Annotated in this window: 17 protein-coding genes and 2 tRNA genes; 12 read left to right on the top strand and 7 right to left on the bottom strand. The window is 62.9% G+C overall.

Going from position 1 to position 19,964, the window contains the following annotated elements:
• Positions 1–49: 49 nt before the first annotated feature.
• Both J5J83_RS06430 and rmuC read left to right on the top strand, forming a co-directional pair.
• Positions 50–2,545 carry an FtsX-like permease family protein gene (locus J5J83_RS06430; RefSeq protein ID WP_212346791.1) on the top strand — a complete coding sequence of 832 codons (2,496 nt, stop codon included), beginning with the start codon at positions 50–52 and terminating at the stop codon, positions 2,543–2,545.
• Between the two features lies 1 nt (position 2,546).
• Positions 2,547–3,752: a DNA recombination protein RmuC gene (rmuC, locus tag J5J83_RS06425; RefSeq protein WP_212346789.1), complete on the top strand. Its 1,206-nt coding sequence runs from the start codon at positions 2,547–2,549 to the stop codon at positions 3,750–3,752.
• On the opposite strand, the gene moaA is transcribed toward rmuC, so the two are convergent.
• Positions 3,737–4,804, bottom strand: a complete 1,068-nt coding sequence (moaA, locus tag J5J83_RS06420; RefSeq protein ID WP_212346786.1) for a GTP 3',8-cyclase MoaA — start codon at positions 4,802–4,804, stop codon at positions 3,737–3,739. The genes rmuC and moaA overlap by 16 nt on opposite strands.
• A 292-nt stretch (positions 4,805–5,096) precedes the next feature.
• On the opposite strand from moaA, the gene J5J83_RS06415 reads away from it, so the two are divergent.
• From J5J83_RS06415 to J5J83_RS06370, 10 genes are all read left to right on the top strand, one after another.
• A complete protein-coding gene (locus J5J83_RS06415; protein ID WP_212346784.1) occupies positions 5,097–5,387 on the top strand; it encodes a hypothetical protein in 291 nt (96 codons plus the stop codon).
• A gap of 108 nt (positions 5,388–5,495) precedes the next feature.
• Complete coding sequence (locus J5J83_RS06410) at positions 5,496–7,913, top strand: ATP-binding protein (RefSeq protein ID WP_212346782.1); 2,418 nt, start codon at positions 5,496–5,498, stop codon at positions 7,911–7,913.
• A gap of 284 nt (positions 7,914–8,197) precedes the next feature.
• Positions 8,198–8,968 carry an MBL fold metallo-hydrolase gene (locus J5J83_RS06405; RefSeq protein WP_212346780.1) on the top strand — a complete coding sequence of 257 codons (771 nt, stop codon included), beginning with the start codon at positions 8,198–8,200 and terminating at the stop codon, positions 8,966–8,968.
• Positions 8,958–11,147, top strand: coding sequence for a bifunctional diguanylate cyclase/phosphodiesterase (locus J5J83_RS06400; protein WP_249115635.1), 2,190 nt, complete (start codon positions 8,958–8,960; stop codon positions 11,145–11,147). Before J5J83_RS06405 ends, J5J83_RS06400 begins: the two co-directional genes overlap by 11 nt.
• Before the next feature lie 66 nt (positions 11,148–11,213).
• Complete coding sequence (locus J5J83_RS06395; RefSeq protein WP_212346778.1) at positions 11,214–11,702, top strand: hypothetical protein; 489 nt, start codon at positions 11,214–11,216, stop codon at positions 11,700–11,702.
• 182 nt (positions 11,703–11,884) lie between these two features.
• Positions 11,885–13,168: an RNA polymerase sigma factor gene (locus J5J83_RS06390; protein WP_212346775.1), complete on the top strand. Its 1,284-nt coding sequence runs from the start codon at positions 11,885–11,887 to the stop codon at positions 13,166–13,168.
• 200 nt (positions 13,169–13,368) lie between these two features.
• Entirely contained in the window at positions 13,369–13,800 is a 432-nt protein-coding gene (locus tag J5J83_RS06385; protein WP_212346772.1) for a VOC family protein, read from the top strand.
• Complete coding sequence (locus tag J5J83_RS06380) at positions 13,797–14,174, top strand: YciI family protein (protein WP_212346769.1); 378 nt, start codon at positions 13,797–13,799, stop codon at positions 14,172–14,174. The genes J5J83_RS06385 and J5J83_RS06380 overlap by 4 nt, the downstream gene beginning before the upstream one ends.
• Entirely contained in the window at positions 14,171–15,310 is a 1,140-nt protein-coding gene (locus J5J83_RS06375; RefSeq protein ID WP_212346767.1) for a sialidase family protein, read from the top strand. The genes J5J83_RS06380 and J5J83_RS06375 overlap by 4 nt, the downstream gene beginning before the upstream one ends.
• 10 nt (positions 15,311–15,320) lie before the next feature.
• Positions 15,321–15,578: a MoaD/ThiS family protein gene (locus J5J83_RS06370; protein WP_212346765.1), complete on the top strand. Its 258-nt coding sequence runs from the start codon at positions 15,321–15,323 to the stop codon at positions 15,576–15,578.
• 28 nt (positions 15,579–15,606) lie between these two features.
• On the opposite strand, the gene J5J83_RS06365 is transcribed toward J5J83_RS06370, so the two are convergent.
• From J5J83_RS06365 to J5J83_RS06340, 6 genes are all read right to left on the bottom strand, one after another.
• Positions 15,607–16,212 (bottom strand): exosortase H-associated membrane protein, encoded by a 606-nt coding sequence (locus J5J83_RS06365; RefSeq protein WP_212346763.1) that lies wholly within the window; start codon positions 16,210–16,212, stop codon positions 15,607–15,609.
• Positions 16,209–16,736 (bottom strand): exosortase H, encoded by a 528-nt coding sequence (xrtH, locus tag J5J83_RS06360; RefSeq protein ID WP_212346761.1) that lies wholly within the window; start codon positions 16,734–16,736, stop codon positions 16,209–16,211. Before xrtH ends, J5J83_RS06365 begins: the two co-directional genes overlap by 4 nt.
• 144 nt (positions 16,737–16,880) lie before the next feature.
• The gene (locus tag J5J83_RS06355) at positions 16,881–18,080 is read right to left on the bottom strand and encodes a CaiB/BaiF CoA-transferase family protein (RefSeq protein WP_212346759.1); all 1,200 of its coding nucleotides are present in this window, start codon (positions 18,078–18,080) and stop codon (positions 16,881–16,883) included.
• Positions 18,081–18,311: 231 nt separating this feature from the next.
• Positions 18,312–18,398, bottom strand: a tRNA-Asn gene (locus tag J5J83_RS06350).
• 80 nt (positions 18,399–18,478) lie between these two features.
• Positions 18,479–18,554 (bottom strand) — tRNA-Asn (locus J5J83_RS06345).
• 82 nt (positions 18,555–18,636) lie between these two features.
• The gene (locus J5J83_RS06340; RefSeq protein ID WP_212346757.1) at positions 18,637–19,842 is read right to left on the bottom strand and encodes an amino acid aminotransferase; all 1,206 of its coding nucleotides are present in this window, start codon (positions 19,840–19,842) and stop codon (positions 18,637–18,639) included.
• Positions 19,843–19,964: the final 122 nt, after the last annotated feature.

Raw genomic sequence — 19,964 nt, 5'->3', positions numbered from 1 at the left:
GAATTGCCGCGGGGCCGTCAATCTCCGTGTTACGTCTCCCGGATTGTTCATGAATTCACTTCGTCTCGCCTTTCGCATGATGCGCCGCGATCTTCGCGCAGGCGAACTCCATCTGCTCGGTCTTGCCATCATCATTGCCGTTGCCAGCCTGACCAGCGTCGGGTTCCTCGCCGATCGGGTAGGGCGGGGTCTGGACCGTGAAGCCAACCAGTTGCTCGGTGGCGACCTGTTGTTGCGTGCGGACCAGCCGTGGCCAGACACCTTTGTCGACGAGGCGCGGCGGCGCGGGCTGGTGGTGGCGAAGACGGTGCTGTTCACGAGCATGGTGGGCACCGCGGATGCCGCCGTGCTGGCGGGCGTGAAGGCGGTGGAGGAGGGTTATCCGCTGCGCGGCGCGGTGCGTCTGGCGGCCGGTCCGAACCAGCCGGATGCAGTGGCGGGGCGCGTGCCCGGGGCCGGCGAAGTGTGGCTGGACGAGCGTCTGTTTGCCGAACTCAACGCGAGGGTCGGCGATACCGTCAGTCTTGGCGTGCGCGAGTTCCGCGTCGGCGGCATGATCAGTTTCGAGTCCGATCGCGGCGCGAATTTCTTCAGCCTGCTGCCGCGGGCCATCTTCAACCTGTCGGATCTGAAGGCCACCGGTCTGATCACGGCCGGAAGCCGGGCGAACTGGCGCCTTCATCTGGCCGGGACGCCGGAAGGCATTGCCGCGTACGAAACATGGGCGAAGGGTGCGCTCGGGCGCGGGCAGTCAGTGGAAACGATCGAGAATGCGCGGCCCGAAGTACGCGCGGCGCTCGATCAGGCGCAGCGCTTCCTGCGTCTGGCTGCATTGCTGGCGGTGATTCTGGCGGCGGTCGCCGTCGGTCTGTCGGCGCGCAGGTTCATGCAGCGCCATCTCGACGCGTGCGCGGTGATGCGCTGCCTGGGTGCCCGGCAATCGCAGGTGCTGGGCATCGTCGTCGGCGAGTTCGTCATCTTCGGTCTTGTCGTATCGATGCTAGGTTCGACCTTGGGATGGGTGGTGCAGTGGGGGCTGGGCAATGGTCTGCACCAGGTTCTCGAGACCGCACTGCCGGCACCGTCGATGCTGCCGTTCGCGCACGGCCTGGCGGTCGGCATGGTGCTGTTGATCGGCTTCGTGCTGCCGCAGGTGTTGCGTCTGGGCAAGGTGCCGACGCTGCGCGTGCTGCGTCGGGAGATCTCGTCCGCCGAACCCTTGAGTGGCAGTGTGTGGGTGCTTGGCATGCTGGCCTTGCTCGGTCTGATTTTCTGGATTGCGGCGGATCTGCGCCTCGGCCTTGCGGTGGCGGGCGGATTCGGGATTGCACTCGGTATGTTCGCGTTGGCGGGATGGGCGGCGCTTGTGCTTGCGACCCGGGCGAGGGGCAGGGGAAGCCTGCGCGGCGGGGGATGGCGGTACGGCATTGCCGCATTGGGCCGGCGAATGTTGCCAAGCGTGATTCAGGTGAGCGCACTGGGCCTCGGCATGACGGCGCTGCTGCTGCTTGCACTGGTGCGAGGGGATCTGCTCGACAGCTGGCAGCGGATGACGCCGCCCGATGCGCCAAACCGGTTCGTGATCAATATCCAGCCCGATCAACGCGAAGCGCTCGAAGCCTTCTTTGTCGATGCCGGTTTGCCCCGGCCCGGTATCGAACCCATGATTCGCGGGCGGATGATGGCGATCAACGACGTGGCGGTGAAAGCGGAAGATTACGAGGACAGGCGCACCCGTCGTCTGGCCGAGCGCGAATTCAATCTGTCCTACGCCAGTGCATTGCCAGCGGGCAACGAGGTCGTCGGCGGGCGCTGGCATGGTGAAAGTGCCGAGGCGCAGTTTTCGGTCGAGAAGGGGCTGGCCGACACCTTCGGGCTCAAGCTTGGCGACCGGGTGCGCTTCGAGGTGGCGGGACAGTCGGTCGAGGCGCCGATTACCAGCATTCGGGCACTCGACTGGAATTCGATGCGGGTCAATTTCTTCTTCATTGCGTCGAACGGCTTACTCGAGAACTATCCGTCCAGTCTGATCACCAGCTTTCATCTGCCGGCGGACAGTCATGATTTCACCACGCGGCTGGTCGCCGCCTTTCCCAACCTGTCGGTGATCGACATCGGTGCCGTGCTGGCCCAGGTCAGGTCGATGACGGACAAGCTGATCATGATCGTGCAGTTCGTTTTCGGCTTTGCGGTGCTCGCCGGGCTGGTGGTGTTGGCGGCCGCATTGCAGGCGACGCATGACGAGCGCGAGTTCGAGCTGGCGATGTTGCGCACCCTTGGCGCGCGCAATCGGCAGGTCAGACAGGCGCTCGGGGCGGAGTTCCTGGTACTCGGTGTCGTGGCGGGGACGCTCGCCGGTATTGGCGCGATGGCGATCGCGTGGGGGCTGGCGCATTACGTTTTCAAGATGCCCTACGCGCCCGATGCTGCAGTGCTGATTCTGTCCGCCCTGGTGGGCGCAGCGGGCGTGATGCTCGGCGGCTGGCTGGGTACTCGGGGGCTGCTGTCGAGACCTCCCTTGGCCAGCCTGAGGGCGCTGGGCTGAAATGACGAGTTTATTCACAGAAGCGGAACTGGTCCTCGTCGGCCTGACGCTGTTTGTCGGTGTCCTGATGCTGTGGGTCCTGCTGCGCACTGGCCGGATCGAGCGCGACCTGCAATCCAGGCTGGGGGAGCGCCTCGATCAGGCGCTGGGCGCGCAGCACCGCGACGTATTGCGTGACCTGCATGAAGGCTTGAGCCGGCAGACCGATCGCATCGGCGAGCATGCGCGCGCCGACCGCGAGTTGCTGCAGCGCGGGCTGGGGGCGGCATCGGTGCAGCTTTCGCGCAGCATCGAGGCGCTGACCCGCAGTGTGGATGGACGCCTGCAGACGCTCGCGGGTCAGGTGAATGAACGCCTGGACGAGGGTTTTCGCAAAACCAACGACACCTTCGCCAGTGTGATGTCACGGCTTGCCACGATCGACGAGGCGCAGAAGAAGATCGATGGTCTCACCACCAACGTGGTCAGTCTGCAGGAATTGCTCGGCGACAAGCGCGCGCGCGGGGCGTTCGGCGAGGTCCAGCTCGAGGCCCTGGTGCGCAACGCCATGCCGCCCGACGCATTCGAATTTCAGGCTACCTTGCCTAACAACATGCGCGCCGACTGCCTGCTGAAACTGCCGGAGCCCACCGGGGCAGTCGTGGTCGACGCGAAGTTTCCGCTCGAGAATTATCACCGCATGTTCGACGACGGGCTGGCCGAACTCGACCGCAAGGCGGCGCAGATGGCCTTTCGTGCGGATGTCCGGCGCCATGTCGATGCGATCGCGGGCAAATACATCCTGCCCGGGGTGACCTCGGATGGTGCAATGATGTTCCTGCCGGCCGAAGCGGTGTTCGCCGAGCTGCATGCGTATCATCCGGAGGTGATCGCTTATGCACAGGGCAAGCGGGTGTGGGTCGTCTCGCCGACGACGCTGATGGCGGTGCTCAACACCGCGCGCGCGGTGTTGAAGGACGTCGAAACGCGCAAGCAGATCCACGTCATCCAGGATGCACTGGGTAAGCTCGCCAAGGATTTCAATCGCTTCGACGAACGCATGAATGCGCTGGCGCGGCATATCGAGCAGGCGAGCAAGGATGTGCAGGACGTGCAGACTTCGAGCCGCAAGATCAGCGCCCATTTCCACAAGATCGAGTCCGCCCGCCTGGACGAGATCGATAAACCGGACGATGCGCCGGCGGGCGCGCTTCAGCCCCCGATATAGGACATCTCGATCTTGGGCGCAGCCGCCGTTGCCGCGGTGCGCAGTTCCGAGTAGCGGTCGTCACGCTGCGTCCAGATGCCGGCCAGCGCGTCGTCGATCGCATGATCATCGGCGCCGCCGCGCAGGAGGCTGCGCAGGTCATGGCCGCGCTGTGCGAACAGGCAGGTGTATAGCTTGCCTTCGGTCGACAGGCGGATTCGTGTGCACGACGCGCAGAACGCGTGGGTGACGGAGGAGATGACGCCGATCTCGCCGCCGCCGTCCACGTAGCGCCAGCGCTCGGCGACTTCGCCCGCATAGTTGGGGTCGATGGCTTCCAGCGGGAAATGTTCCGCGATGCGTGCCACGACGTCGCGTGACGACACCACCTCGTCCATTTTCCAGCCATTGCTGGCGCCTACGTCCATGAATTCGATGAAGCGAAGGATGTGCCCGCTGTGGCGGAAGTGGCGCGCCATTGGCACGATTTCCTGATCGTTGCTGCCGCGCTTGACCACCATGTTGACCTTGATCGCTTCGAAGCCGGCGGCACTCGCCGCAGCAATCCCTTCCAGCACCCGTTCCACCGGATAGTCGGCGTCATTCATGCGGCGGAAGACGGCATCGTCGATGCCGTCCAGGCTCACCGTCACCCGGTGCAGACCGGCATCGCGCAGGGTCTGTGCCATTCTCGGCAGCAGCACCCCGTTGGTCGTCAGCGTGAGTTCGACGCCGTCGATTCGCGCCAGCATCTCGATCAGGCGTTCGATGTCCTTGCGCAGGAGGGGTTCGCCACCGGTAATGCGAATCTTGCGCACCCCCCTGGCCACGAAGACCCGTGCGACGCGGACGATCTCCTCGAAGCTGAGGAGCTGCGTGCGCGGCAGGAAGGGATAGTCCTTGTCGAACACTTCCCGCGGCATGCAATAGACACAGCGGAAGTTGCAGCGGTCCGTGACAGAGATCCTGAGGTCACGCACGGTCCGGCCCCGCCGGTCGAACAAGGGGCCGTCGGGCGTCGTTGCGTGGGGAATCGGAAGTGATTCGGCGTCTCGTATGGGGATGATTTTCATGGTCTCGGTCGGCGGATTTCTCGATGCCGGGTCATCTTCGTCCTGACTGTTCCATAAGGCCTTGTCTGCGGTCAAGCCGAACAACGCAAGCCCCTTCATGTGGTTTATAGCGCAGGACAGCCCAGATTGGGGCGTGAAGCGTGAAAACGCTCACACGTGATGGGCACGCACTGTATTAATCTAATACTAAAGTTGAACATTACGATTTAATTCGGTATTAAATGATAAAAATGCTTATATGGACCCTACGGCCACAAGCCTCCCGGGTTTGCCTGGCAGAAGGAGTTGGATCGTGAATGCACGAGTTGGCCCGCTTCCGTACAAGACGGACACGAAGGCGCTTTATGAACGTTATCCGCATCTGCAGCAGATCGATCTCATGTGGGGGTCGCGCGAGTGCCGGCGTTACCTGATGAACTTGATGACGGACACTCGCGGTGGAAAGCGGCAGGGCTTCCTGCCTGAACATGCGATGACGATCATGCGACTGCAGATGGAGCACGACAGGTTGTTTCCCCAATTCGAAAACGAGCCGGTGGACCTGCGCTGGGGGGATGAACGGATCCGCCCCGCGGGCAGATGATTCAATCTGCAACTTGCCGCCACGCGCGCCAGAGGTAAAGATGTAGGGGGTCCGGTCTGAATGGCCGGACACCCTACATCCTCGTTTCGGCTTCAGGAGAACAACAACATGGCCGACATTGCGCCTCTGTCCGCACTGCAGCTGCGGGCCTGCTGCGACCCCGAGCAGTTTCCCTTCGAAACCACTGCGACACTCGACGACCATCCCGGCGATCTGGGACAGGCGAGGGCCATGGAGGCCCTTCAGTTCGGTCTGTCGATGGGGCACAGCGATTATCACGTCTTCGTCCTCGGCGAAGCCGGTAGCGGCAAGCACGCCACGACTTTCCGCCTGCTGCGCGAACGTGCCGCGGCCGAGCCCGTGCCGCCCGATCTGTGCTACCTGCACAATTTCGATGAGCCCCTGCATCCGCGCCTGCTGACCTTGCCGCCGGGGCGCGGCGCGGCCTTGCGTGCCGAGATGCAGACCTTCATTCGCGATCTGGGGCCGGCCATTGAGAGCGCGCTCGGCAGCGATCCTCACAACGAACGCATCGAGGCCTTGCAGTCCGCCCACAAGAACCGTGAGGAGACCGCCCTGCGCGAGCTCGGCCAGCAATGCGCGGGCGAAGGGATCTCCTTGCTGCAGACGCCCGATGGCTTCGTTTTTGCGCCTTCGACCGACGGCGAGGTCATGGCCCCCGAGGCCTTCGATGCCTTGCCCGAGAGTGAGCGCGATGCGATCGAAGCGCGGGTCGCACGCTGGAGCGACAAGCTGGAAGATCTGCTCAACGAATTCCCGGGTTGGCGCAAGAGCCTGCGCGAAGCGATGATTCGGGCTGAGCACGAGGCATTGTCGCCCGCTGTCAGCCACCTGATGCGCGCGATGCGTGAGCGCCATGCAGACCTGCCAGAAGTCCTGGCCTTCTTCGATGCAGTGGTCAAGGATGTCCTCGATTACGCCGTGGATGGCATCGTGATCGACGAGGATGACGACGAAGCCGATAGCGACGATGCCGGCCGGTTCAGCCGCTATCAGGTCAAGGTGCTGGTCGATCACGCCAATTCGACCGGTGCGCCAATTGTCTTTGAGAATAATCCGGGCTACGGCAACCTGATCGGCCGCGTCGAGCATGTGGTGCAACAGGGCGCCCAGGTGAGCCATTTCAACCTGATTCGAGCCGGTGCGCTGCATCGCGCCAATGGCGGCTACCTGGTCGTCGATGCCGAGCGCCTGCTGACCCAGCCGTTTGCATGGGAGGGTCTGAAGCGCACCCTTCGCTCGAGCGAAATCCGCATCGAGCCGCCGGCGGAAGCTCAGGGCTGGAGCGGCGCGCTGACCCTCGAGCCGCAGGCCGTACCCTGCGCGTTGAAAGTGGTGATGATCGGTGATCGCGATCTCTATTACACGCTGATGGAGCACGATCCCGAATTTGCGGAGTTGTTCAAGGTTGCCGCGGACTTCGACGACGATCTGCCACGCACGCGAGACAACGAACTGCAGTACGCGCGCCTGCTGGCCATGCTCGCGCGCAACGCCAAGCTGCTTCCACTCCACCGTAGCGCGGTCGCACGAATGGTGGAGCACGGCGCCCGGATTGCCGAGGATGCGGCCCGATTGTCGCTGCAGACGCGGATGCTCGCCGATCTGATGCGGGAGGCGGACCATTTTGCCCGTCTGGATCGTGCGGAATGTGTCACTCGCCAGCACGTCGAGGCCGCGCTCGCAGCGCGCATGCGACGCAGCAACCGTTATCCGTCGCGCGTTCGCGAGTCGATGCTCGATGGCACGACGCTGATTGCCACCAGCGGTGCGCGTGCCGGGCAGATCAACGGGTTGGTGGTGATCGAACTCGCCGGCGAACGTTTTGGCCATCCAATGCGTATCTCGGCGACGGTGCGCCTGGGCGAAGGTGATGTCGTCGATATCGAGCGCGAAGCCGAGCTCGGTGGCGCCATTCACTCCAAGGGCGTGCTGATCCTGTCGGCTTTTCTCGCTGCGCGTTATGCCCGCCATCAACCTCTGTCGCTGTCGGCGAGCCTGGTGTTCGAACAGTCCTATGCACCGGTCGAAGGTGATTCGGCATCGCTGGCCGAGTTGTGCGCGCTGCTATCGTCCCTTACGCAGTTGCCGATCGAGCAGCGCTTGGCGATCACCGGGTCGGTCAACCAGTTTGGCGAGGTGCAGGTGATCGGCGGCGTCAACGAGAAAATCGAGGGCTTTTTCGATCTGTGTGTGGCGCGCGGGCTCGACGGGACTCAGGGCGTGGTCATTCCGGCGGTCAGTGTGCGCCACCTGATGCTGCGCGAGGATGTGGTCGAGGCGGCGCGGGCGGGACGCTTTCACATCTACCCGGTATGCACGGTCGACGAGGCAATGGCCGTCCTGACCGGAATTCCGGCGGGTGTACCGGACTCGAAGGGCGTGATGCCGCGCGGTTCGCTGAACTACAAGGTCGCAGCCGTACTCGCCGACATGACGGCGGCCCGTCACGCCTTTGCGGATGGAGATGGCGATGTACGACGCCGAAGACGCACCCATCACTGATGTCCGCGATGAAGGTTGAAAGGGCCGTCTGGCGTGTTTTGGGGCGAGTCGTGCATTTTTGCACGCTGGTGTGAAAGGTATCCGACGTGACAGTCAGAATGACCTTCTATTGCCCAGTGTGGGGAGTTATAGTCCTGCCCCGATAACCACATCAATTGCACGGGCAAAGGATCGCCTGCTTCCACGTCGCATAGACGGAAGCAGCGATCATCCTCAGGATAAATATCGCCGGGCCTGGCCTCCTCCGTCGGGGGCTGCGCGGCCGGATCTTACCTTTCAGAAAGATGCGAAATATCGAACTGTTCAGACGCGACGATCATCGTTTCATCCTGCTTAATGAGAGCGAAACCGACGAAGAAGGTGGAATCCGTTCCAATCAGTACCTGATCGTCCGCAACGGTCGCGGCGTACTGCTCGATCCGGGTGGCTTCGGTGTCATGCCGCATGTGCTGGCGGAGCTGCTGCGTTACATCAAGCCGGAAGCCGTCGATGCCATATTTCTTTCGCATCAGGATCCGGACATCATCGGCGGGCTGACGACCTGGATGGAGCTGATCCGGGCCGACATCTTCATTTCGAGGATCTGGCTGCGTTTTCTGCCGCACTACGGCCTGTCGGACATGGAACGTTTCGTCGGCATTCCGGATGAGGGAATGAGCGTCGAACCGGTGCCTGGCATGCCGCTGCAATTGGTACCCGCTCATTTCCTGCACTCCGAGGGGCAGTTCAACGTCTATGATCCGACTTCACGCATCCTCTTCAGTGGTGACATCGGTGCGGCGATGATGCCCAACGAGTGCGACAATCCGTATGTGGACGATTTTGCCGCCCATCTGCCTTTTGTCGAGGGCTTTCATCGGCGCTACATGTGTTCGAACCGGGCGATCCGATGCTGGCTGGAAACGATTTCCGGCCTCGATATCGACATGATTGCGCCCCAGCATGGGCCCGTCTATCGGGGCGAGGCGGTGGGCCAGTTCCTCGCGTGGCTGCGCGACCTGCGTTGCGGTGTTGACCTGATGGGTCCGGGCGGGCGTTTCGACCATGCTGACTGAACGCGGGCCGGTCATGGGCGCCGAGCCCGTCATCAACATCGGCGCGCTTCGTCGCCGCGTCATCGATCGGCTCGGATCGCTGCTGGAAACGCAGGTCCGGGCGAACGGGTTTGCAGGTGTGCTCGGCAACATGGCGCAATCCACGCTCGGTGAGATCCGGCAGCGGCTCGACGGTATGTCCGAACAATACGATGCTGCAGAACTGGAGGAGATCGCGGGACTGTGCGAACGTCTGGACGGCAGCCGTGCGTTGCTGCTGGATGAGCGCAACCGTCAGGCAAACTCCAATACACGGCATCTGGTCAGCGTGATTGACGAGTTCAATCACATGTTCGAGATCATGCAGCACTCGCTGATCGAGCGCGATCTGCTCGAGCGCCAAAGCAAGGTCCTGGAGCAGATCATCCTGTCGCACGAGCGCGTCGGTCAATGGCGCGAGTTCGTTCAGGCGATCCTGCTGGATTTTCATGCCATCTTTCCGTTCGACATGTTCTTCGTCGCCTTTGCCGAAGAAAACGGGCTGATGATGCATGTGTACTACATGGGCGGCAGTACCGATGACGCACGGCGTGCGATTCGAGAGCAGTTGTCACGGCACATGGTGGAGGGGCTCGGACTGCCGGCATCTACCGCGATCGACTATGAAGAGTTTCACGTTGCCAGCGGACGGCAGATCCAGAATCCGCGAAACAACCAGATGATCACGGTCAAGGTGCCCGAGCATGCCCCCCAACTGGCGGGCCTGCTCGGGGTGACCTACCTGTCGTCGATGTCCTTGAATCCGCGCGAGCAGAGCGTGATCCGGTCGATTCTCGCGGTGCTGGTGATGGTGGTCGGATCGAGCAAGGTCTTGTCGCGCACGCTGGGCGAACTGGAGTACTACGCGGCGCACGACCCGTTGACCGGGCTCTACAACCGACGCCAGTTCCAGGCCATGCTCGAGTATGAGATCGGGCGCTCCGAGCGCCATCAGCACGAGTTCGCGGTGCTTCTGCTCGATCTGGACGACTTCAAGGACGTCAACGATTCGTACGGGCATCCGGCGGGTGACAGCGTGCTGTGCGGTGTCGCGGAAACCGTGCGTGAGGCGATTCGCAAGGGCGACCTTGCGACCCGTATCGGCGGCGACGAATTTGCGCTTCTGCTCACGGAGACCGGACGCGAAGGCGCCATGCGGGTGGCGGACAAGCTCGGCAGGGCGCTGCGCGAGCGCACTTTCATCGAACCCGGTGGAAAAAACTTTCACGTGACGGTGTCGATCGGCGTGGTGGTGTTTCCGGGCGATGCGTCCACCATCACCGATCTGATGGCAGGCGTCGATATTGCCATGTATCGCGCCAAGGAAATGGGCAAGGACAGTGCCTGCTCTCTCGACGCGGTGAAAGATCGGCTGCTTGCCACCCGTACCACCCGCGACTACGCCGAAATCCTGCGGGTCGCATTGAATGAGCGGCGGATCGTGCCGTTCTTCCAGCCTATCGTCGATTGCCGTAGTGGCGAGCTCTTTGCATGCGAAACAGTGGCAAGGATGATTACGCCCGAGGGAGAGACCATTGCTGCCGGGGCCTTCATCGACACGGTGGAAAAGTACGGTCTGGGGCGCAGCCTGGACCGGAGCATGATCGAGCAGGCGCTGAATCATCTTCATGCGGTTCCCGCCGCGGGCGGCGGTGCGGGTCAGCGCATCTTCATCAACCTGTCCGCGCAGGAGATCCAGGGGCGCGACATTCTCGGGTTTGCGGAGGCTCACTGTCAGAAGCTGCAGATACGGCCGGATCAGGTCGTGTTCGAGATCCTGGAGCGCGACGCGATCGGCGACATGACCGGCATGCGCCGCTTTCTCAGCAGGCTCAGGGCGAAGGGTTTCGAATTCGCGCTCGACGATTTCGGCAGTGGCTACAACTCCTTCCACTATTTGCGCGAGCTGCATTTCGAGTACGTGAAGATCGACGGTGCGTTCGTGCGCAATATCGCGAGCTCTGCCGTCGACAGGGCACTGGTGCGGAATCTGTCCAAACTGTGCCAGGAGATCGGCATCCGGACGGTTGCCGAGTTCGTCGAGTCCGAGGAAACCCTGGACCTGCTACAGGACATCGGCGTCGACTACGTGCAGGGATTCCACATTGGCATGCCGCAACGGGACATGCCACTCGCGCAGGGCTGGGGCTTCGGCCGTTGATGCGTTCGAGGCCCGACTAGGGCATGATGGCGCGCTTTGAGGGCAGAGACTGCCCCGAGGCGCGCCATGTACCCGATCCACAATATCGACGCCCAGTTGCTACTGGCGGTTCTTCTCTCGGCCAAGCGTCGCCCTGCCACCTTGCCCGACATCGTGGCCGCGGCCGATCTGCTGGGTTTTCAGGTAGCGGTGCCAAATCAGTGGGGCGAGGCATTTCGTCGCCTGGCGACGCACGGACTGTTGCTGGCGGCCGATGGCGGCTACCTGGCCTCGGACAGTGCGCAAGGCATGGCGCGGGAACTGCCTCGAAAGGCCGAGCCGGATGAGCAGGTCTTTCTGCTGCGCGAAAAGCTGTCGGTCTATATGCCGGCGGAGAAGAGTCCCTCCATCCCGATCGGGGGCGCAGAGTTCGACGAGGCACTCCGCGTTCAGGCTGCGCTGTCGAAACAGGGGGGCAAGAACCTGCTGATGCCCAAGCCCAAGGTCGATGAGGACGCGTTACGGGGCCGCCGACCTGCGAGGTCGGGCGGTAGTGCTCGCGGACGCCGGCGGTGAGCAATTTGAGTCAGGGCCGGACGCCGCGTTCGCTCGCGGCTCATCTTCCCGGACTATAGTTCGCAAGGGGGCGATGACTGCGCAGGGATCGTATCCTTGCGCGCTTGGCGTCTAGCCGAAGCCTGCGGAACAGGGGGCAGAAGTGGTCGATTTGAGCCTGGTTTTCGTGCGGGAAGGGGAAGATGGACGCGCGCGCGGATGATCCGGCGCGTGGTGCGCCGCCTGCGGACGATGCCCGCGAGATCGCCGCACGGGTTGAGGTCATCTATCGCCGGGACTCGCGGCGGGTACTGGCGACGCTGATTCGTCTGCTCGGTGGCTTCGACCGTGCGGAAGAAGCGGTGCACGACGCTTTTCGGGCGGCGCTGGAGCGTTGGCCGGTCGAGGGCGTGCCGCACAACCCCTACGCATGGCTGGTCTCCGTCGGGCGCTTCAAGGCCATCGATGCCATCCGCCGCGGCGCACGCTTCGTGTCGCAGGAGGACGTGGCCGAGTTGGTCGATTCGATGGGTTGCGAACCCGCGGAGGCCGACGAAGGCATCGAGGACGACCGGCTGCGGCTGGTCTTCCTGTGCTGTCATCCTGCGCTTGCGCCGGACGCGCGCATCGCGCTTACGCTGCGGGAAGTGTGCGGTCTGACCACCGAGCAGATTGCCAATGCGTTCATGGTTCCTGCGCCCACACTCGCGCAGCGCATCGTGCGTGCGAAGGCCAAGATCCGCACTGCCCGCATTCCCTATCACTTGCCCTCGCCTGACGAGTTGCCGGAACGCCTCGCCAGCGTGCTGCAGGTGATCTACCTGGTGTTCAACGAGGGCTATCTCGCCTCGACGGGGGATTCGCCGACGCGCAGCGACTTGTCCGCCGAGGCCATCCGGGTCGCGCGTCTGCTGGTGACCCTGCTGGACGAACCCGAAGTGCAGGGTTTGCTGGCGTTGATGCTGCTGCACGAGTCCCGGCGTGCGGCGCGCATTTCGGCCGACGGCGACCTGATTCTGCTGGACGCGCAGGACCGGTCATTGTGGAACCAGGCCCTGATCGAGGAGGGCGGACGGCTGGTGCAGCATGCCTTGCGATCGCGCCGCTATGGCCCCTATGCCCTGCAAGCAGCCATCGCGGCGGTGCTGACCGAAGCGCCGAGCACGGACACAACAGACTGGCACGAAATCGTCGGACTCTACGATGTCTTGCTCCGCTTCGACCCCTCGCCGGTAGTCGAGCTCAATCGTGCCGCTGCGGTGGCGATGCGCGACGGACCCGAAGCCGGCTTGCTGCTGATCGAGGCGCTGATGGCGACAGGCGCCTTGAGCGACTATCGATTTGCCCACACCGCGCATGCCGATCTTTGTCGCAGGTTGGGGCGCAGGGAGGCAGCATTGAATTCCTACCGGCGTGCGCTGGCGTTGACGCGACAGGTTTCCGAGCGCCGGCTTATCGAGCGGCGCCTGATCGAACTCGCAGGCTGAATGCAGCCGATAGCGGATGCGGCAAGGCCATCTGCCGGAGCGCGCACGCGGCCAGATGCGCACTTGTCGCGGCGATGAAGATTTTTTTGTCTGCGTGTCGATTTGGACGGGTGCCAATCGACTACAGGGCGTCGGCGATGCGAATCGCGCACGCGGTCCAAGTGATTCATCCGTTCAAATCAAACATGCGGAGGCAGATCATGCACATCCAGCCCTATCTTTTTTTTCCCGGTTGTTGCGAAGAGGCGATCGAATTCTATCGCGCGACATTGGGTGCCGAATTGCAGATGTTCATGCGCTACAAGGACAGTCCCGATACCCCGCCGCCCGGCGCCGTGCCGCCCGGCTACGATGAAAAAGTGATGCACGCATCGCTGAAGCTCGGCGAGTCGGTGCTCATGCTGTCGGACGGCTGCAACGAGGATCCGGGCTTCGCCGGTTTCTCGCTCTCGCTGTCGCCCGCCGACCCTGTCGAGGCCGCTCGCCTGTTTGCCGCGCTCGCCGAAGGGGGCAGTGTCCGCATGCCCTTGGGACCCACCTTCTGGTCTCCTGCGTTCGGAATGCTGGTTGATCGCTTCGGCGTTGGCTGGATGGTCAATGTCGAGGGAAGCATGGAGGGTGCCCAGCCGTGAAATACCTCTGCCTGGTGTACCTGGATGAGTCCCGGCTGGCGGAGTTGCCGGACGAGGAGTGCGTGGCCTACGACCGTGAGATCCGCGGCAGCGGACACTGTCTCGCGTCCGAGGCATTGGCATCGGTGAGCACGGCCACGACGGTGCGGGTCCGCAACGACCGGCGCCTGGTGACCGATGGCCCCTTCGCCGAGACCAAGGAACAGCTTGCGGGCTTCTACATGATCGACGCGCGCGATCTGGATGAGGCCATATCACTGGCGGCCGCAATACCGCCTGCGCGCGTGGGCAGTATCGAGATTCGTCCCGTCCGCCCGATTCGTGAAACCGTGGCGGCGATCGAGGCTGAACGGGCCAAAGGAGCAGAACGATGAGCGCGAACCATATACATCCGGCTGTTCTGGTCGCTACGCGAAAGGGTGCCTGGATCTTTCGCGGTGATGCTTCGCGACAACACTGGCGCGCGGACGGCCCTCATTTTCTCGGGCACATCATCAACCACATGGTGCTCGACCCCCGTGACGGCCGCACATTGCTGGCCGCGGCGTCTACCGGGCATCTGGGGCCGACGATATTCCGCTCCACCGACTTCGGGGCCAGCTGGAAGGAAGCGGAGCGACCGCCCGCGTTCGGCCCCGCCGTGAATGGGCTGGAGGCGCGTGCCGTCAATCACACCTTCGCCCTGACGCCGGGACATTCCGCGCAGCCGGACGTGTGGTTTGCCGGCACCTCGCCGCAGGGACTGTTCCGGTCCGACGACGGCGGCAGGTCATGGTCTCCGTATTCCTGCATCAACGACGATCCGCAATATCGAAAATGGTTTGGCACCGTTCAGGACGGCACGCCCGACGGCCCCAAGCTGCATTCGATCATCATCGATCCGCGCGACCCCGACCATCTCTATTTCGCCATGTCCGGCGGCGGTGTTCATGAGTCGGTCGATGGCGGGCGCCATTTCGCGCCGCTGATCGAGGGCCTGCAGGTGGTCGAGGGGTTCGACGCTACCGATGCGAGCTTCCACGATCCGCACTGCGTGCGGCTGTGCCCGAGCAATCCGAATCGTCTCTACCAGCAGAACCACTGCGGCATTTATCGGCTGGATCGGCCGGCTTCGCGCTGGCAGCGCATCGGTGTGAGCATGCCAGCAGAGGTCGGTGACATCGGATTTCCGATCGTCGTGCATCCGCGTGACGACAACACCCTGTGGGTGTTTCCGATGGATGGCACCGATGTGTGGCCGCGTACCAGCCCCGGCGGACGACCCGCCGCGTATGTGAGCCACAACGGCGGTGACAGCTGGGTGCGTCTCGACCGCGGCCTGCCGGGCGCGCAGGCGTGGTGGACGGTGAAACGTCAGGCCATGTGTGCCGATGCGCAGGACGTGGTCGGGCTGTATTTCGGCACCACCAGCGGTGAGCTCTGGTATAGCCGGGATGAGGGCGAGAGCTGGGCCTGCATGGCGCAGCATCTGCCGGAAATCTATGCTGTCGAAGTTACCGAACTGCCTTGAGCGCACGCCGATGAGAGTCCTCATTCCGAGCGCGCTGAGGTCGTACACTGGGACTGACTGGGTGCATGCCACCGGCGATACGGTCGCAGCGGTACTTGTCGATCTGGAGCGGCAGTACCCGGGCATCCGCTTCCGCATGATCGACGAGCAGGGCCGCATTCGTCGCCATATTCGCCTGTTCAGGCGGCAGCAGATGGTTTTCGATCTGGCGGCTCGGCTTGAGGACGGCGATGAACTGCTGATCGTGCAGGCGCTCAGCGGCGGGTAATGCGAGCCAGATTGCCAGACGTCGGCGGTTACTGGCGGCCCGAAAGTGCGCCCTCGATCAATACGGTGGCCACCATCGTGCGGTCGAGGGCAAACCAGATCAGGATTGGCGCCAGCGCCGGCATGAGCAGATAGCCGAACTGGTAGGCTACGCCGATCAGGTTGGCGCCGAACGCCGAAATGCCGGCTTGGGCCGCCACCGACGTCCCTGACTGAAATGCGATCTGCAGCAGCCACGCGAAGCTCAGGCCCCAGGCCTGAAAAGGAACCAGCAGGACCAGTCCGAGTGGAATCTTCCACCACAGGCGGGTGGCCCGGCTTGCAAGGAGCAGGGCAGGGAGCAGGGCGCTGCCGTAACAGTAGCTCAGGGCGCGCACTTCGGGTGTGAGTTCGCCAACGCGGCCATCAGGCATGGCCACTCGCAGCAGTGTGACCAGGACATGCGCCGGCCCTTCGCGTTCGACCGTCACGACCCAGTGCGGAAAGAACATGTGCAGAGTCTTCCCGGCCAGCCATGCGGGCGCGGCGGCCACCCAGTCACGCCCCCAGTACCAGAGCATGAGTGTGGGCACGAGAAACAGCAGGATTCGCAGAAAGAACCCGCCGATCACGCTGAAGGCCGGCGCCGGGGTCATGCGGAACCCTGCGCCATGGGTGGGGGAAGTGGCCTGTGGCCGGCGTCCCGACGCGCCACGAGACGGATCCAGACCAGCCACACGATCAGTACATCGATCATGATCAAGGCCTGCCACAGATACAGGTGGGCGAATTCGAAGATACTGTGGTTCCAGATGGAAAGATAGAACAGTGAAATCACGCGCAGCACATTGACGGCCTGAATGGCGACCATACCGCAGATCAGTCCGACGAATTTCATCCGCCACGGGGCCGGGTAGGCGAGCACGGCCGACAGCAGGATGATGCAGGCTTCGATACCGTTGCAGCCGGCTTCAACGGAAACCCCCATGCCGCTGGTCGCATCCATCAATACCTTGCCATGGGCGACGACGTCCGGATCGAAGGCCTGCATCAGCGCGGCGCTGATCCGGGTGAGCAGGGATGTCCATGGCACGACGACCCACTGCTGAGCAGGCGGCGTCAATTCGAAGACCAGCAGGCCGCCCAGGAGCGCAAGAAAAAGAAGAAAGAAACGGATCATCTAACTGACTTCAAGCGAGGGTGAGTACGGCTCGCGAAACCGGAGCCGTCGAAGGAATGCGCGCATTCTACCTTCATCGATCGATCCGTATGCGCGCCATGCCGCACCGTGAGGGTGGGATAGGTCTGGACGAGATGGGCGCGACTAGACAGCACCATCCGCTCTTAGCGCAGCGATCTGCTCGGTCGTGTAGCCCAGCGTGGCCAGCACCTTGTCCGTGTGCTCGCCCAGTTGCGGACCCAGCCATTCGGTGCTGCCCGGTGTTTCCGACAGTTTTGGGACGATGCCCGGCATGCTGAACGGCTTGCCGTCAGGCAGTTGTGTGCGTTCGATCATTTGCCGGGCAATGAACTGAGGGTCGGCGAACATGTCGGCCACCGAGTAGACTCGTGACGCCGGAACCGCCGCTTCGGCGAGGATGGCCAGCACTTCCGCCTCATCCTTCTGCGCACACCACTCATCGATCAAACGATAGAGTTCTTCGCGTCGCGCGTCCCGCCCGGTGTTGTCGGCAAGTGTCGCATCATTGGCCAGATCCGGACGTTCCATCGCGAGCATGAGACGTTTGAAGATCGCATCGCCGTTGGCGCCGATGGTGACGTGCTTGCCGTCGCGGGTGGTGTGGGTATTGGACGGGGTGATGCCGGGCATGATGTTCCCGGTGCGTTCGCGAACGAAACCGACGACGTCGAATTCAGGCACCATCGACTCCATCATCGCAAAAACGGCTTCATAGAGTGCGACATCGACCACTTGCCCTGGTCCGCCATTGACCTCCTTGTGCCGCAGCGCCATCAGGGCGCCAATTGCGCCCCACAGGGCGGCGATGGAGTCGCCGATCGAGATGCCGGTGCGCACCGGCGGACGATCGGGGAAGCCGGTCACGTAGCGGAGTCCGCCCATGGATTCGCCGACGGCGCCAAAGCCGGGTTGATCCTTGTATGGGCCAGTCTGCCCGAACCCGGACAGGCGAACCATGACGAGGCCGGGATTCTCCGCCCGCAATGATTCCCAGCCCAGCCCCAGTTTTTCCAGAACACCGGGACGAAAATTCTCGACGAGGATGTCGGCGCCGGCAAGCAGACGCCGAACGAAGGCGATGCCCTCAGGATGCTTGAGGTTTGCGGTGACGGACTGCTTGTTGCGCGCCTGGACGTACCACCACAGGGAGGTGCCCTCATACACCTTGCGCCACTTCCGCAAGGGGTCGCCGCCGTCCGGGGATTCGACCTTGATCACCTTCGCACCGAACTCCGCCAGTATCCGCGTGCAGAACGGTCCGGCAATCAGCGTCCCCAATTCGACTACCTTGACCCCTGAGAGCGGTTTGTGCGGTTCGAGCATTTGGGGGGACCTTCCAATTTTGATAACGCCGGGCGTGGCTCGCAATCTTACGGCAGGACGCGGCTTGCGTGCATCGAGTACGGTGCCGGGCGGCCGGCACGACGGAAAAGCCGATTGGGGTGCGCGTGTGGGGGCATTGGGGGGCATGATCCATCCCGTGTCATTGTGCGCGACTCGGGACCGCCGAACGCAAGAAAGCCAACCTCGAAAGGTTGGCTTTCCGCTTGATGCTGGCTCCTCGACCTGGGCTCGAACCAGGGACCTACGGATGACCTACGGATTAACAGTCCGGCGCTCTACCGACTGAGCTATCGAGGAATAAATCTGCAAATCAAATTGTCGGGGTGACCCCCAAGGGCAATCACTTCGTCATGCTGATGATTGCCCGGTATTCAGTCTGGCTCCTCGACCTGGGCTCGAACCAGGGACCTACGGATTAACAGTCCGGCGCTCTACCGACTGAGCTATCGAGGAACAGAGGCGCGCATTGTAGGCAGCACGCGCCATTTCGTCAAGGAATTAAACGCAAATTTTGCGCGTATTCCCTTCGGACAACTTATTTCACCACTGCGGCGATTGCGTTTGCCACATAGGCGATGTTCTTGGAGTTGAGCGCGGCAAGGCAGATCCGTCCCGTCGATACAGCGTAGATGCCGAAGTCGGCCTTGAGCTTCTCGACTTGTGCAGCGCTCAGGCCGGTGTAGGAGAACATGCCGCGCTGCTTGATGACAAAGGAGAAATCCTGCGTGACGCCGGCCGCCTTGAGTTGCTCGACCAGACTGGTGCGCATGCTGCGGATACGATCACGCATGCCGGCGAGCTCGTCTTCCCACTGCTGCCGCAGTTCAGGCGAGTTGAGCACGGCTGCGACCACCGCACCGCCATGGATGGGCGGGTTGGAATAGTTGGTGCGGATGACGCGCTTGACCTGGGACAGCACGCGTGCGCTTTCTTCCTTGCCGGAGGTGATGATCGACAGTGCGCCGACACGCTCGCCATAGAGGGAGAAACTCTTCGAGAAGGAGCTGGAGACGAAGAACTGCAGGCCGCTGGCGGAGAACGCGCGTACCGCCACGGCATCGGCGTCGATGCCGTCTGCAAAGCCCTGATAGGCCATGTCGAGGAAGGGAACCAGGTTGCGGCTGCGGCAGGCGGCGACCACTTCGTCCCATTGCGCATCGGACAGGTCGGCACCGGTGGGGTTGTGGCAACATGCATGAAGGACGATGATCGAGCCGGCCGGGAGGCTGTCGAGCTTTGCCTTCATGGCGTCGAAATTGACACCACGGGTGGCTGCATCGTAGTAGGGGTAGTTCTCGACCGTGAAGCCGGCGGACTCGAACAGCGCGCGATGGTTTTCCCAGCTCGGATCGGAAATGTAGACGCTGGCGCCCGGCAGCAGACGCTTCAGATAGTCGGCACCGACCTTGAGCGCGCCGGTGCCACCCAGTGCTTCGATGGTGACGACCTGGCCGTTGGCGATGAGCGGCGAATCCTTGCCCAGCAGGAGATTCTGAACGGCGCTGTTATAGTTGGCGGCGCCTTCGATCGGCTGGTAGCCGCGCGGCGGCATGGCTTCGAGACGGGCTTTTTCTGCCGCGCGAACCGCCCCCAGCAGCGGAATCTTGCCATTGTCGTCGTAATACACGCCGACCCCGAGGTTCACCTTCTCGGCGCGCGCGTCGGCGTTGAAGGCTTCGTTCAGACCGAGGATCGGGTCACGGGGCGCCATTTCGACATTGGCGAAGATCGATGCAGACATGTTAGCTCCAGTTGCGCTTGCGGTTCTCGCCCGTCGGGCTGGCAATCGGGCCGAGCCGTGACGTGCGTTTTGGGAAATAATCAACGTTTGACGCGAGTCTCTCCGGATGTTCCGGTGACACT

Source organism: Azoarcus sp. L1K30 (genome assembly GCF_018122735.1).
Classification (GTDB): Bacteria; Pseudomonadota; Gammaproteobacteria; order Burkholderiales; family Rhodocyclaceae; genus Parazoarcus.
The sequence above is the reverse complement of the archived record's forward strand: the minus strand, read 5'-3'. Positions and strand labels throughout refer to the sequence as shown.

What these genes read in the sequence shown, in the direction of transcription:
- J5J83_RS06395 (WP_212346778.1), top strand. Translation starts at nt 11,214, where the DNA reads ATGTACCCGATCCACAATATCGACGCCCAGTTGCTACTGGCGGTTCTT.
- J5J83_RS06410 (WP_212346782.1), top strand. Translation starts at nt 5,496, where the DNA reads ATGGCCGACATTGCGCCTCTGTCCGCACTGCAGCTGCGGGCCTGCTGC.
- J5J83_RS06375 (WP_212346767.1), top strand. Translation starts at nt 14,171, where the DNA reads ATGAGCGCGAACCATATACATCCGGCTGTTCTGGTCGCTACGCGAAAG.
- rmuC (WP_212346789.1), top strand. Translation starts at nt 2,547, where the DNA reads ATGACGAGTTTATTCACAGAAGCGGAACTGGTCCTCGTCGGCCTGACG.
- xrtH (WP_212346761.1), bottom strand. Translation starts at nt 16,736, where the DNA reads ATGATCCGTTTCTTTCTTCTTTTTCTTGCGCTCCTGGGCGGCCTGCTG.
- J5J83_RS06340 (WP_212346757.1), bottom strand. Translation starts at nt 19,842, where the DNA reads ATGTCTGCATCGATCTTCGCCAATGTCGAAATGGCGCCCCGTGACCCG.
- J5J83_RS06355 (WP_212346759.1), bottom strand. Translation starts at nt 18,080, where the DNA reads ATGCTCGAACCGCACAAACCGCTCTCAGGGGTCAAGGTAGTCGAATTG.
- moaA (WP_212346786.1), bottom strand. Translation starts at nt 4,804, where the DNA reads ATGAAAATCATCCCCATACGAGACGCCGAATCACTTCCGATTCCCCAC.
- J5J83_RS06385 (WP_212346772.1), top strand. Translation starts at nt 13,369, where the DNA reads ATGCACATCCAGCCCTATCTTTTTTTTCCCGGTTGTTGCGAAGAGGCG.
- J5J83_RS06405 (WP_212346780.1), top strand. Translation starts at nt 8,198, where the DNA reads ATGCGAAATATCGAACTGTTCAGACGCGACGATCATCGTTTCATCCTG.
- J5J83_RS06400 (WP_249115635.1), top strand. Translation starts at nt 8,958, where the DNA reads ATGCTGACTGAACGCGGGCCGGTCATGGGCGCCGAGCCCGTCATCAAC.
- J5J83_RS06430 (WP_212346791.1), top strand. Translation starts at nt 50, where the DNA reads ATGAATTCACTTCGTCTCGCCTTTCGCATGATGCGCCGCGATCTTCGC.
- J5J83_RS06365 (WP_212346763.1), bottom strand. Translation starts at nt 16,212, where the DNA reads ATGACCCCGGCGCCGGCCTTCAGCGTGATCGGCGGGTTCTTTCTGCGA.
- J5J83_RS06370 (WP_212346765.1), top strand. Translation starts at nt 15,321, where the DNA reads ATGAGAGTCCTCATTCCGAGCGCGCTGAGGTCGTACACTGGGACTGAC.
- J5J83_RS06390 (WP_212346775.1), top strand. Translation starts at nt 11,885, where the DNA reads ATGGACGCGCGCGCGGATGATCCGGCGCGTGGTGCGCCGCCTGCGGAC.